Origin of the sequence: Treponema primitia ZAS-2 (assembly GCF_000214375.1) — a bacterium.
Classification (GTDB): Bacteria; Spirochaetota; Spirochaetia; order Treponematales; family Breznakiellaceae; genus Termitinema; species Termitinema primitia.
In genome coordinates this window covers 2,789,362-2,801,911 of the sequence record NC_015578.1, presented here as the reverse complement: position 1 = coordinate 2,801,911, position 12,550 = coordinate 2,789,362, and the positions used below count along the sequence as shown (strand labels likewise).

The window sequence follows — 12,550 nt, the reverse complement described above, 5'->3', positions numbered from 1 at the left end:
CCCATGGCACGTAAGAACCTGCTTAAAGGATTCAAACGCCCTAAAGGTATCACCTTTGAGCATGGCGAGCTTAAACCAAACTATGGCAAATTTATTGCCGCTCCCTTCGAACCGGGATTCGGTACGACTGTGGGCAATACCCTGCGAAGGGTTCTACTTTCCTCAATTCAGGGTTATGCAATCACGGCGGTCAAGATCACTTCTTATGACACCGAAGGGGTTGCCCATAGCGTTTCCAGCGAATTTGAGCCCATCCCCAATATTGTGGAGGATACCCTTGAGGTTATCAACAACCTTAAGCAGATCAGGCTCCGGCTTCCCCAGGATTCGGAACAGGACATACTCCTCTACGAATGGTCCGGGAAGGGGGAGATAAAGAGCGATGACTTTGAGCGTACCGGCCAGGTAGAAATACTGAGCGGTGGTCAGCATATTATGACCCTCATGGATGACGCCCGGCTGGAATTTGAAGTTCAGATTGACCTGGGCCGGGGGTATATCCCCTCGGAAGTGAACGAACGCTATGTGGAGGTCATCGGCACCATTCCCATGGACGCGATCTTCTCCCCGGTTAAAAAGGTGAAGTTCGCCGTGGAGCCCACCCGGGTAGGCCAGCGCAGTGATTATGACAAGCTGGTGATTGAGGTGTGGACCGACGGGACCATCAAACCCGATGACGCCCTGGCTGAGGCTGCCAAGATCGCCAAGGATCACTTTTCGGTTTTTATTAACTTTGACGAAAATAACCTGGGGACCGATGATGATTTGGACGAGGATGACGAGCGTATACGCCAGATCCTCAATACCCCAGTGGAGGAATTGGAACTTTCGGTCCGGTCCTCTAACTGCCTCAAGAACGCCAATATTAAAACCATCGGGGAATTAACCCGGAAGACCGAAGATGATATCGCTAAGACCCGTAACTTTGGCAAGAAGTCCCTCCAGGAAATTAAGGAAAAACTTAAAGAATGGAATTTAAGTTTCGGCATTACCGATATTAACGTGCTTAAGAACGCGGTTAAAATAGCACCCCAAAAGGAAGAAGAAGATGAATCATAGAAGCGGTTTTAACCCCCTGGAAGTGATGGCGGCTCATCGGAAAGCCCTGCACCGCAATATGGTGACTTCCCTTTTCCGGTATGAACGGATCAGGACCACCAAGACTAAGGCTCTGGCGATACGGCGGAGCGCAGAAAAGCTCATCACCCGGGCAAAAATTGACTCGGTGCATAATCGGCGCCTTGTTTCTGCCCGTCTCTTTGATGAAGGGATTGTGGCGAAACTCTTTACCGATATTGCCCTGCGTATGAAAGACCGGCCCGGTGGTTACACCCGGATTATCAAGCTGGGTGAACGTTTGGGAGACGCTGCGGAAGTGGTTATCCTGGAACTGGTGGATTATAAACTGGATGTCGAGGGCGCTACGGATAAGACGGCTAAGAAGTCGGATAAAAAAGCTTCCGCTGCTTCCGAGGCTAAGGATAAGAAGGCGGACCGGAAAAAGAGCGCAAAAGGCGGCGCTAAACCCACGGCGGCCAAGGGCAAAGGCGTGGGGGTCAAAAAGACCGCTCCGCCGGCGGCTGATTAAGGAGTATTGGATATGTCTAAAGCGCACAGAGGTAAAGGTATTCGGGAACTCGCTTCCCGTGGCCGGGGTGTTTGCCCGGTATGTTCCAGGGAAAACACCAAGGTCCTCTACGAACAGGAAGTAGGTGAGGGCGACACGAAGACGAAGATAAAGATCTGCAAAACCTGCAAAGCCGCCCTAAAACACGGCAAAAAAACAGTTCCTACAGCTTAGTTGTAAGAATAAATAATCACTAAGGACACGAAGGAAATATCAAAATTTCTTTGTGTCCTTTGTGGTTTAAAATTTTTAATTTTTTAATTCAACGATATGATACTGTAGACCGCCGGGATTCCCCTGATGTTTTTCATCACTTTCTTAAGATCCTCCGTTTGTTCCAACTGCATGGTGAAAAACCCTGTCAGATGGTTAGAGGCGGTTTCTTCAAGCCGGCCTTCAATCAGGTGGCCCTGCTGTTTCCGTACCGCCCCTTCAATCTCTGAAAACAGATCCGCAGAAAGCCGGGACTCAACCTTGAAGCGCTTAATAAGGGAGTTGCCGTTTTCCCATTCCGTGTCGATTTTCCGTTCCGCAAAATCCGGGATGTTGGCCAAATTGCTGCAATTTTTCCGGTGGACGATGATGCCCCGGCCACGGGATACATAGCCCACAATGGGGTCCCCGGCTACGGGGTTGCAGCATTTGGCGAAGCGGATCATCATATTTTTTTCGTCTTCCACCCGGACCTGGACGACATTGGGAAGCCCGGACTGTTCCTGGACAAAATGCTGAACCGGGGCTTCCGGGGGTTTTTCCTTTTCAGGGGGTTTCGCCTGGTCTGCTGGGGTTTTTTTCTTTGCGATGACGTTTTTTTCGATGATCACCGAATCGTCATTTTCCTGAAGCCAGGAGCGGATTTTGTTCCGGGCCTTGGCGGTTTTTACGAAGCGCAGCCAGTTTACATGGGGACGGGCATTGGTGGCGGTGAGTATTTCTACTACCTGGGTGTTCCGCAGTTCCGCTGAGAGGGGGATGATGGATCCATCCGCCTTAGCCCCGGCGCAGCGGTCCCCGATAGCTGAATGGATGTGGTAGGCAAAATCGATAGGGGTTGCGCCCATGGGCAGTTCTATTACCTTACCCTGGGGGGTAAAAACAAAAATAGAATCCTTGAGCAGTTCTCGCTTGATGTCCTCTAGGAAGGATTCGGAAGATCTCTTATCCCCATCCCCGGTTTCGATCTGGTTCCAGTCCTTTAGGCGGTTAACGATACTGAGATCCCCGGGCTTGACTTCCGGGGAACTTCCTTCCTTGTAGAGCCAGTGGCTGGCAATGCCGTACTCTGCGATGTGGTGCATCTCCCAGGTTCGTATCTGAATTTCTAGTAATCGACCCTCTGAAGCAGGCGGCGAATCACTGGAGTTGGTTTCGCTAACTCCAAGCTCATTTGAGCTCCGGTCAGACCGGAGCTCAAATGAGCCCATAACTGTGGTGTGGAGGCTCTGATAGCCATTGGCCTTGTGCATGGCGATATAATCTTTGAAGCGGCCGTCCAGGGGTTTCCAGAGGCGGTGGACCATGCCCAGAAGGGTGTAGCAATCCTCTATGCTGTCACAGAGTATGCGAATGCCGAGCAGGTCGTAGAGATCTTCCATAGATTTGTTACGTTTCCGCATTTTTAAGTATATCGAGTAAAAGTGTTTGGCTCGGCTTTCCACAGCAATAGTGATACCCATCTTTGCGGCTTCGGCCCTGATGGTTTCTGTAACCTTGTCGAGGAATTCTTGGCGCTCCCCTTTTTTCAGGGATACTATCTCCTTCATTTGGTAGAAAATCTCTCTGTTAAGGTGCTTGAGCGAAAGGTCCTCCAGTTCATCCTTCATCCAGGAAATCCCCAGCCGATCAGCCAGAGGGGCGTAGATATCCAGGCATTCCTGGGCGATAAATTTGCGCGGGGAACTTGCCGACTGAAGTCGGAGTTGCAAGTCGCGCGGGGAACTTCGTTGCAAGTCGCGCGGGGAACTTGCCGACTGAAGTCGGAGTTGCAAGTCGCGATCCCGATCCTCCGGTTCGGCCCGATCCAGGGTCCGCATGGTATGGAGTTTGTCCGCCAGCTTGATCAGAATAACCCGCAGGTCTTTGACCATGGCGAAGAGCATCTTCCGTATATTTTCGGCTTCGTGGTTAGTTTTGTTTTTTGCGGAGATGTCGGCGATTCTGGTAACCCCTTCGACCAGGAGGGCCACCGATGCGCCGAATTGTTCTATGAGGGTTTCCCGGATGTCTTCCGCCGGGTTTTCCAGGGCATGCTGGAGCAGGGCGGCGATGATCGTATCGGCATCCATATTAAGGTCCGCCAGAATGGCTGCTGCTCCGGCGCTCTGGGGGAATTGGAAGCTTTGGGAAAGGGCGTAGTGGATATCTGCGGAGGGCTGTACCGGGCCAGGCTGGGCTTCGGCGGGGGACTTCGTTGGGGCTTGGGTATAGAGCTTCTCTGCCCAGTGAAGGCCCCGGAGTATGCGTTCCCGATCTTCAGCGGAATAGGAGGCTATTTTTTCATTGATTGACGAAATGACCGCTTCCATTTTTTCATCCCGGACTAAGCGCTCCTATTACCCGGTCCCGCCCGGACAGGTCTTGAAAGGTTCGTATGTTCCGGTATCCTCTTTTTTCCAGTATTAGGGCAATGGCGGCCATTTGTCTAGGGTCTGCTTCCATAAGCAGGGTAGCCCCGGGCAGAAGGTAGGCCGGGGCTTCATCAATGATGCGCCGGATCAGGTCCAGCCCGTCCCTACCCCCATTCAAGGCCAAAAGGGGCTCCAGCCGTACCTCCGGGGAAAGGCCGGCAATATCCGCAGAGGGGACATAGGGAGGGTTTGCGGTAATGAGGGTGAAGGGTGGAATATCCGGGGTAAGGGGGGTAAAGAGATCCCCCTCCAGAAAATGGACAAGCTTGCCGGCTTCCGGTCTGCTGGTGCCTACACCTGGGTTAGCTGGTTGATCGGCCAAAAGCCGACCGGCGTTTTCCCGGGCTATTGCCAGGGCCTGGGGAGAGATGTCCGAGGCATAGACCCTGAGTTCCGGGCATTGGTATTTCAGGCTTATGGCAACTGCGCCGGAACCGGTGCAGAGGTCCAGTATTGCGCGGGGAACTCTCCGACTAAAGTCGGCGTTGCAAGTCGCGCGGGGAACTCTCCGACTGAAGTCGGCGTTGCAAGCAGCGCCGGAAGGGGAGGGGCTTTTACCCAGAACGGTCAGGGCTGCTTCCACCAGGGTTTCTGTGTCCGGCCGTGGGACCAGCACATCCGGGGTAACCATAAACTCCAGGCCGTAGAATTCCTTGCGGCCCAGCAGCCATGCGGTACATTCCCCGGCTATACGCCGGTCCAGGAGTGCGGTAAAATTTTCAGCGGCGGAGGCGTTCAGGGGTTCACGGTCCCGGAGGAGGAGCTGCTCTTTAACGGTAGTGAGGGTAAAGGCCAGGAGTAGGGCCGCATCCAGGCCCGGACTTTCTATACCCGCCTTTTTAAGCCTCGCCGTACCCTGGATAAGGGCTTCCCGGATGGTCATAAGATCCCATGTCAGGAAGCGGCGATCACCGATGCTGTGGTTTGCAGCAGTTCTTCCCGGGCGGAGAGTTTGAGGGCGTCAAAGAGTTCTTCCACATCCCCCTGCATGATAAGGTCCAGCTTATAGAGGGTCAGGTTGATACGGTGGTCCGTGAGGCGGTTCTGGGGGAAGTTGTAGGTACGGATGCGCTCCGAGCGATCCCCGCTGCCTACCTGGTTCTTTCGGGCTTCCGCACGTTCAGAGGCGGCCTTGGCTTCCTCCATTTCGTAGACCCGGGCCCTGAGTATACGCATGGCCTTGGCCTTGTTCTTTATCTGACTCTTTTCGTCCTGGCAATGGACTACTACCCCTGTGGGGATATGGGTGATACGGACCGCCGAGTCGGTGGTGTTGACGCACTGACCACCTGGGCCGCCGGCCCGCATTACGTCGATGCGAAGGTCTTCCTGGCGTATGTCGATTTCGGTTTCGTCAGCCTCCGGGAGCACCGCCACGGTTACTGCGGAGGTGTGGATCCGGCCCGAGGCTTCGGTAGCAGGGACCCGCTGGACCCGATGAACTCCGGATTCGTAGCGGAGATTTTCGTAGACATTATTGCCCGTGATGGAGAAAACAATTTCCTTAAAGCCCCCCAGTTCAGTCTCGTTGGAGCTCATGATTTCAAATTTCCAGCCCCTGGTTTCGGCAAACCGGGCGTACATGCGGTAGAGGTCCGATGCAAAGAGGGCCGCTTCATCCCCTCCTGTTCCGGCCCGGATTTCCATGATGATGTTTTTTTCGTCCAGGGGGTCCCTGGGGATGAGGAGGAATTTGAGCCGGTCCTCAGCGTCCTTTAGACGGGTTTCCAGTTCCCGAAGCTCTTCCTTTGCCATTTCCCGCATTTCCGGGTCCTTTTCATTTTGGCTCAGGGACTTGGCGTCTTCCAGTTGCCCGGAAATTTCTTCAGTTTCCCTTTGGGTGGATGCCAGGGCTTCCAACTGGGAGTATTCCTTCATGGTATCCCGGTATTTTTTCTGATCCCGCACCAGTTCTGGGTCTTGGATTAACCGGGATACTTCTTCATGCCGTCGTAATAGGGATTCGAGTCTTTCGTTCACCTTACAGTTTCTCCTGGAATTGGGGACATGAGTAAACTACCACTTCCATGGGATTATCCTGGGCGGAAAATTCCTCCATTGCCTTGAATAGGGTACCCTGAACACGGCAGGTACCATTCCGGTCACAGAGAGGACAAGCGCCGTTACCCCGGGGGTTAATTACAATATCCATCCTATTATAGAGTATAGCAGAATGAAAACCACCCATGCAAGGGGCCGGGCATCGGCTGCTGCTCAGGGCTCCACAAATATGGGCTGGGAAAAAGCGCCGTATCCGCCGTTCATGTAGGCTTCGGCCCGTATATATCCTTCATCCCCCCGCACGGGATAACTAAATTCAGTGAAACGCCCGGTTTTTTCCGCTAATACCCGGCCATCTTTTCCATACAGGGTAAGGTATTTATAGGCGTTTTCAAACTGGGCTGCCCCGGTTTGAAGATAAAACGTAATACTAGTAGTATCATTGGTAATGCGGTCAAACCCAAAGCCTGAGGAAACGTAAAAATCCCCCTGCCGGATGGCATCCAAAATAGAACGGCCTGATCGTTCCGCCGCATGTACCACATTCCAGACCCGGCGCTCCTGTCCCCAATGATGAAAATCGTCGTTCCCAAAACCCCAGAGCCGCTGCCCCCGGCTCAAGAGGCGGTCCCAGCACTCAAAACCCACATCCTGTTCCACGTGGATACCGTCACCGCTGAATATTTCAATCCCGGTCAGGGAGGACATTTGCAGCAGATCCTCTTCCTGCCAGTGCTGGCCATCAAGGCGTACCGGGTGAGCGGCAAGGGCGATCCCACCCCCGGCCACCGCTTCTTGGGCAAGTGACTGGTAATGCTCCGGGGAAAAGGTGTGATCCACCGTACCCTCCAGGGGAGCCCCGGTTCCCACCAGCAACATATGGCAATCGCCGCTTACTTCAAGGGCCCGGAAGAGGATATGATTTTTCAGTTCCTCTGTTTCCGTGGTTATCCGGTCATGATCACTGATGGATAAAAAATCATAGTCCCGGTAGGCCAGGGCAAGTTCTGCTAAATTATGCCAGCCGCAGGTACTGAATTTGGAATGAATATGGAAACTTCCGCGATACCAGTCACCTTCGTTCCGGTAGGGATTGTGTATGTTCATATACGCGCTCCGGTTTCCTGATCAAAGAAGGATGGGTCATTAATCGAAAAATATATTTTTGTGCCGGTGGCAAATTTGCCCTTGGCCTCAATGATCACCTCGGTCTCTGTATCAATTTGTACCACATACCGATATGTGGTACCCTGGTAAAAACCAGCGGCCACTGTTCCGGAGATCGCCCCCGGCGCATCTCCCAGGGTAATGTTTTCAGGCCGGAAACTGAGTACCTTTGCGCCGGGATCAGAAGAAACAGATTGACTAATGATGGTTCCCGTGGGGAGGATGAACTTGCCTTCCCGAAGTTCCCCCGCAAGGAAATTACTGGTCCCCACAAAGCCCGCAACAAATCTGTTCTGCGGAGTGCCGTAGATATCTTCGGGCACGCCGATTTGCTGGACAACTCCCTTATCAATAACCGCGATATGATCCGAAATTTCCAGGGCCTCCTCCTGATCATGGGTAACATATACGGTGGTAATCCCCAGCCTTTTTTGCAGTTCCCGGATATCCTGGCGCATTTTTATCCTGAGTTTTGCGTCCAGGTTGCTCAGGGGTTCATCCAGGAGCAAAACCTGGGGGTGAATTACCAGGGCCCGGGCAATGGCAATCCGCTGCTGCTGGCCGCCTGATAGCTGGCTCGGATACCGGTTTGCCACATCGGGCAAATTGATAAGTTCCATCGCCCATTGGACCTGTTCCTGTATTTCGGTCCGGGATTTTTTTCGCAGCTTCAGCCCATAGGCAATGTTTTCAAATACCGTTTTGTGGGGCCAGAGGGCATAATTCTGGAACACAAATCCTACATCTTTTTCCCAGGGGTTCAGCAATCCTACGTCTTTTTCCGCAAAATAAATGCTGCCCGATGAAGGTTTCTCAAAACCGGCGATGCAGCGCAGGAGCGTTGTTTTTCCGCAGCCCGAAGATCCCAGAAGGGTAAAGAATTCCCCCTGCTGAATATCAATACTGACATTGTCCAGTACCCTGTGTTCCCCGAAGGATTTACAAATAGTGCGGATATAGAGGGGGACTGATTGGATAACAGCGTCCTTCATACTTCTGGCCTCCTAAGCGGTTTCTATGCGCAGCCGGAAAAATTTATTAACCAGCAGCAGGGGAATGTATACAAATAAAAGCAGCAGTATCCCCATGGATGCGGCGATTCCAAAATCCGCCCCCGAGGACATGGCGTTCTCGAAAATGACCACAGGCATGGTAACATAGGGGGGACGGTATAAAATAATGGTGGAAGAAAGTTCGGTCATGATTTGAAGAAACGACAGGGTGGCTCCTGATATCACCCCTCCCATCATCAGGGGCAGGGTAATATCCTTAAAAGCCCTGAAGGGCCGGGCGCCGGATGCCATTGCCGCTTCCTCCAGTGCCCGGTGTACCGAGTATAGAGATGCCTCGGAACTTTTTACCGAATAGGGGAGTTTTCGGATAAAATAAGAGAGCATCAGGATTACCCATGTCCCGGTGAGGAGAAGGGGTTTTTTATTAAAGATCATAATAAACCCTACCGCCAGAACCGTACCGGGAATCACGTAGGGGATCATGATAATTGTATTGATAAAGGAAGAAATAAAGGGATACCGTTTCCGGACAATGATATAGGCAATGCCTATGCCGAAAATAAAGGTAAGCGCCGTGGAGCCCAGGCCCAGTGCAAAGGTCATAAGAATCGGGGTCCGTTGGAGCCGGAAAAGTTTTTGGTAATTTTCCAGGGTAAATTGATTCATCAATACGCCGTACTTCCATTTCATAAAGGAAACTACACCGAGGGTGATATGGGGCAGAAAGGACATGATCAGGATTATCAGGATGTATACAACCAGGATGATACAGGTCCGGCGGTTTGGGGCGGCTAATTGATAGTGCTTCACGGAAACTGCGGAATAGGTTTTCTGCGCCAGGACTACCCGTTGTGTATACAGGGCTATGGTACTGATGATGATCATGATGATCCCCGTGGTGGAGGCCACCCCCATGTTGCTCCCGACTTCACTGACAAATTCGTTGTATACCGTTGTGGGCAGCAGGGGGAATTCGCCTCCAATGATGATGGGGGTTCCAAAATCCGCAAAAGCCGCAAGCCCCGCCATAAGCATACCGGTTAATATGCCGGGCATGGCCAGGGGCAGTTCGATGTGAAAAAAACTTTTTAGCCGGTTAGCCCCCAGGCTCATGGCGGCCTCTTTATGAAATATATCCTCATCGCTAAAGGAGTCCAGGGACATTAAAAATATCAGGGGAAATATCATCCAGGTAATCACCCAGATCACCGCATTTCCCCCGTGGAAAGAAGTTTTCATTTCGATACCGGTTATCCAGAGTATCGCCCGGTTAACCGCCCCATAACGGCCCAGTAAAATGATCCATGCATAGGCGCCGAGAAATGGCGGAGATGCGGTGGCCATGGTAATAAGGGTGATCAGGGCATTACGGAAACGGAATTTAAACCGGGCTGTCAGCCATGCCAGGGGAACGGCGATCAGGGTAGCGAACAGGGTGGTACAAAGGGTGACCTTGATACTGTTCAGCAATGCTGTTTGATACCGGTAACCGGTAAAGAAAGTTTTATAATGAGCGATAGAAAACATACCCTGATCGTTCCTGAAGGACGATAGAAATATAGATAACTGAGGGAGGATAATTAGGCCGATGGAAATAAGTATACAAAAAAGGGCAAACAAAATCCATGGGTCCCGAAATCCCCGTGCCAGGGTACCGGCAGAATATTTCATGATTCTCCTCCTCTCATTTACAGTTACCTACTTCTTGCGGGATATTTCATAGGCTTCGTTGTATTTCTCGGTGATTTCTCCCCGGGAGATACGGTTTGCCTGGATTAGCTTGTAGGCGGTGGTGGGGGTCATGCCCTCTGCCAACTTCGCATCTTTGCGGGTAGAACGGCGCTTGACTTCATTCACCAGGATCTGGTGGTTTTCCGGTGAGCCAAAGAAATCGACAAACAGTTTCGCGTTGTCCATATTTTTTGCACCCTTGATGATCCCAAGGCAGTCTACAGTGTTGATGACCCCGTCGGTGGGATACACCAGGGCTATCGGTAGTCCCACTTCCAGCCATTTTACCCCCAAGTCTTCGTTGACAAAACCAATGGGATAGGTTCCGTCCTTGACCGCATCAAACATCGGGTCGGAGCCGGAGAGAACTTCGCTGTTATCCAGCATGGATGTAAAGAACTCCCAGTCATAGAGGGAAGCAATATTGTTCGCGATGGTTGCCCCGGTACCGCTTTTGCCGGGATCGCAGAAGGCAATTTTTTCGGCCTTGTACCTGGGCTCTTTCAGATCGCTCAGTTTGGTCGGCCATGCACTTTGATTGGGCAGCCTGTCTTTGTTCACCGCAATGGGGGTGAGCATTACACTCCAGGGATGCCAGAGACCATCGGATGCGGAAATGACCATATCCTTATCCGTGGGGGAAACATAGGGTTCAAAAACTTCGGCGCTGGATTCATACAAATAGGGTTCTCCCCCGATAAGCAGATCCCCACCGGGGTTTCCGATCTCCGCCCTGATTCGGGCCATCAATTCGCCGGAGCCGGCCTTGATAATCTCCACCTTGATGTTGGGATTTTGCCGGCTAAATAATGCCAGGATGGGATCGGTAATTTCTGTCCCTGACCCGGTATAGATAACCAGATTTCCCCCGGCTTTTGTATTCGCCGTAGAATTCCCGTCTTTTTTACTACACCCTGCGGGTAAAACCAGCAGGAGTACCGTGAGAAACGCGCCTGTACACTTCTTCATTAGTTTCATTCTTCTTCTCCTTCTCTCTCTAAAATTTATCTCCAATGTCCGCTGTATACGCCCTGCCGATCCATAAAATCGGCAATCAGGTTTTTTGCGGCACCATAAGAGCCAATCAGGGGGTGGGCCATCAGGGCCCGGACAGCGCAGTCCGCCGAACCTTCAATGATGGCCTGTACGCTCAGCCGTTCAAATGCCTTAACGGCCTTGATAATTGAAAAGATATCTTCTCCCACAACGCCTATGGGTACCGGGGTCGGGCCGTTCCCATCGACTTTGCAGGTAATTTCCACCACATCGTCATCCCCAAGGCCCCGGATGCTGCCCTGGTTGGGTACCGAAAGTACCACATACCGGCTTTCCTTCTTTTCCATGGCCGAAATAAATGCCATGGCGATTCCCGCATAGCCTTCGCTGTCGGGCATTACTAATTCTGTTGGGGCGTTTATAACCTTCTTCGCCGTTTCTATTTGCATATACGAAGATTCCCGGGCAAACATATGTTTCAGGTATATCCTCAGGGCCTCTTCGGGATTTCCCTTTACATCCGCCGCAGTCAGGGCTGCCATCATACGTATATTGTTTTCCTCCACCGTGCGTCCCCGGGTGGTCTCCGCATTTTTTATATTGGCCATGCTTTGATCCCGGTAGTAATAATAGTACAAATATTCATTAGGCACATGGCCGATGAGCCTGAGCAGGTCCGGATCAAACATCCCCAGTTCCCCCACCTGTCGGGTAATATCCGGGGTATGGAGTATCTCCTGCAGTACGTCCCTGCCATCATACACCGCCTTTCGCGCCCAGGATAGGTGGTTTAAGCCGAAAAATTCCATATAAAAATTTTCATTGTCATAGCCCATGGCCCCGGCGATCCGCAGTTTTGTGGAACTGGGGGTATCGCAAATGCCAATTACCCGGTCATAACCCAGGGAGCGCAGTGCCTGGGCTACCAGCCCCGAGGGGTTGGTGAAATTAAAAATCCAGGCCCCGGGTGCCAGAGAACGGATCTTGTCGCAGTACCGGACCAAAATGGGAATGCTCCGGGCCGCCATAAAGAAGCCCCCCGCCCCGGTGGTCTCCTGACCTAGTACCCCGTTCTTCCGGGCGATCTCTTCGTCGATCACCCGGGAATGATCCCCCCCTACCCGGATGGTCACTACAAAATAATCGACCCCCCGGATAGCCCGATCCTCATCGGTTTCCAATACCACCTTTAAGGAAGAATTGGCCTTTTGGGCGGCAAGAATTGCCAGATGCCCGATGGAGTCCAGTTTTTCCCTGTCCGTATCAAAGAGGCAGAGCTCGGAAATACCAAGCTCCGCCGCCCGTTTTGCCAGGCCGTATGCAAAAAAAGGGGCCCGCACACTGGCGCCGCCGATAACCGTCATCTTTTTCATAAACCGCTTCTCTCC

At 52.2% G+C, this 12,550-nt stretch carries 11 protein-coding genes; 3 read left to right on the top strand and 8 right to left on the bottom strand.

Annotation, left to right across the window (positions count from 1 at the left end):
* Positions 1-3: 3 nt before the first annotated feature.
* From TREPR_RS12080 to TREPR_RS12070, 3 genes are read left to right on the top strand one after another with little or no spacing between them, the layout of a single operon-like run.
* On the top strand, positions 4-1,059 hold the full coding sequence (locus tag TREPR_RS12080; RefSeq protein WP_015708605.1) for a DNA-directed RNA polymerase subunit alpha: 1,056 nt from the start codon (positions 4-6) through the stop codon (positions 1,057-1,059).
* Entirely contained in the window at positions 1,049-1,588 is a 540-nt protein-coding gene (rplQ, locus tag TREPR_RS12075) for a 50S ribosomal protein L17 (protein ID WP_015708604.1), read from the top strand. The genes TREPR_RS12080 and rplQ overlap by 11 nt, the downstream gene beginning before the upstream one ends.
* Before the next feature lie 12 nt (positions 1,589-1,600).
* Entirely contained in the window at positions 1,601-1,801 is a 201-nt protein-coding gene (locus tag TREPR_RS12070) for a hypothetical protein (RefSeq protein ID WP_015708603.1), read from the top strand.
* Between the two features lie 83 nt (positions 1,802-1,884).
* Here TREPR_RS12070 and TREPR_RS12065 read toward each other — a convergent pair whose 3' ends face one another.
* The 8 genes from TREPR_RS12065 to TREPR_RS12025 form a co-directional block, all read right to left on the bottom strand.
* Positions 1,885-4,152: a RelA/SpoT family protein gene (locus tag TREPR_RS12065; RefSeq protein WP_015708602.1), complete on the bottom strand. Its 2,268-nt coding sequence runs from the start codon at positions 4,150-4,152 to the stop codon at positions 1,885-1,887.
* 4 nt (positions 4,153-4,156) lie between these two features.
* Positions 4,157-5,137 carry a peptide chain release factor N(5)-glutamine methyltransferase gene (gene prmC, locus TREPR_RS12060; protein ID WP_015708601.1) on the bottom strand — a complete coding sequence of 327 codons (981 nt, stop codon included), beginning with the start codon at positions 5,135-5,137 and terminating at the stop codon, positions 4,157-4,159.
* A gap of 11 nt (positions 5,138-5,148) precedes the next feature.
* Complete coding sequence (gene prfA, locus TREPR_RS12055; RefSeq protein WP_015708600.1) at positions 5,149-6,234, bottom strand: peptide chain release factor 1; 1,086 nt, start codon at positions 6,232-6,234, stop codon at positions 5,149-5,151.
* A gap of 234 nt (positions 6,235-6,468) precedes the next feature.
* Entirely contained in the window at positions 6,469-7,362 is an 894-nt protein-coding gene (locus TREPR_RS12045; RefSeq protein WP_015708598.1) for a CehA/McbA family metallohydrolase, read from the bottom strand.
* Complete coding sequence (locus TREPR_RS12040; protein ID WP_015708597.1) at positions 7,359-8,414, bottom strand: ABC transporter ATP-binding protein; 1,056 nt, start codon at positions 8,412-8,414, stop codon at positions 7,359-7,361. The genes TREPR_RS12045 and TREPR_RS12040 overlap by 4 nt, the downstream gene beginning before the upstream one ends.
* Positions 8,415-8,426: 12 nt before the next feature.
* Entirely contained in the window at positions 8,427-10,106 is a 1,680-nt protein-coding gene (locus TREPR_RS12035) for an ABC transporter permease (RefSeq protein ID WP_015708596.1), read from the bottom strand.
* Between the two features lie 27 nt (positions 10,107-10,133).
* Complete coding sequence (locus TREPR_RS12030) at positions 10,134-11,144, bottom strand: extracellular solute-binding protein (protein ID WP_015708595.1); 1,011 nt, start codon at positions 11,142-11,144, stop codon at positions 10,134-10,136.
* A gap of 26 nt (positions 11,145-11,170) precedes the next feature.
* Positions 11,171-12,535, bottom strand: a complete 1,365-nt coding sequence (locus TREPR_RS12025; protein ID WP_015708594.1) for a family 4 glycosyl hydrolase — start codon at positions 12,533-12,535, stop codon at positions 11,171-11,173.
* Between the last annotated feature and the right edge of the window lie 15 nt (positions 12,536-12,550).

What these genes read in the sequence shown, in the direction of transcription:
- TREPR_RS12035 (WP_015708596.1), bottom strand. Translation starts at nt 10,106, where the DNA reads ATGAAATATTCTGCCGGTACCCTGGCACGGGGATTTCGGGACCCATGG.
- TREPR_RS12080 (WP_015708605.1), top strand. Translation starts at nt 4, where the DNA reads ATGGCACGTAAGAACCTGCTTAAAGGATTCAAACGCCCTAAAGGTATC.
- TREPR_RS12025 (WP_015708594.1), bottom strand. Translation starts at nt 12,535, where the DNA reads ATGAAAAAGATGACGGTTATCGGCGGCGCCAGTGTGCGGGCCCCTTTT.
- TREPR_RS12065 (WP_015708602.1), bottom strand. Translation starts at nt 4,152, where the DNA reads ATGGAAGCGGTCATTTCGTCAATCAATGAAAAAATAGCCTCCTATTCC.
- TREPR_RS12045 (WP_015708598.1), bottom strand. Translation starts at nt 7,362, where the DNA reads ATGAACATACACAATCCCTACCGGAACGAAGGTGACTGGTATCGCGGA.
- TREPR_RS12030 (WP_015708595.1), bottom strand. Translation starts at nt 11,144, where the DNA reads ATGAAACTAATGAAGAAGTGTACAGGCGCGTTTCTCACGGTACTCCTG.
- prmC (WP_015708601.1), bottom strand. Translation starts at nt 5,137, where the DNA reads ATGACCATCCGGGAAGCCCTTATCCAGGGTACGGCGAGGCTTAAAAAG.
- TREPR_RS12040 (WP_015708597.1), bottom strand. Translation starts at nt 8,414, where the DNA reads ATGAAGGACGCTGTTATCCAATCAGTCCCCCTCTATATCCGCACTATT.
- rplQ (WP_015708604.1), top strand. Translation starts at nt 1,049, where the DNA reads ATGAATCATAGAAGCGGTTTTAACCCCCTGGAAGTGATGGCGGCTCAT.
- TREPR_RS12070 (WP_015708603.1), top strand. Translation starts at nt 1,601, where the DNA reads ATGTCTAAAGCGCACAGAGGTAAAGGTATTCGGGAACTCGCTTCCCGT.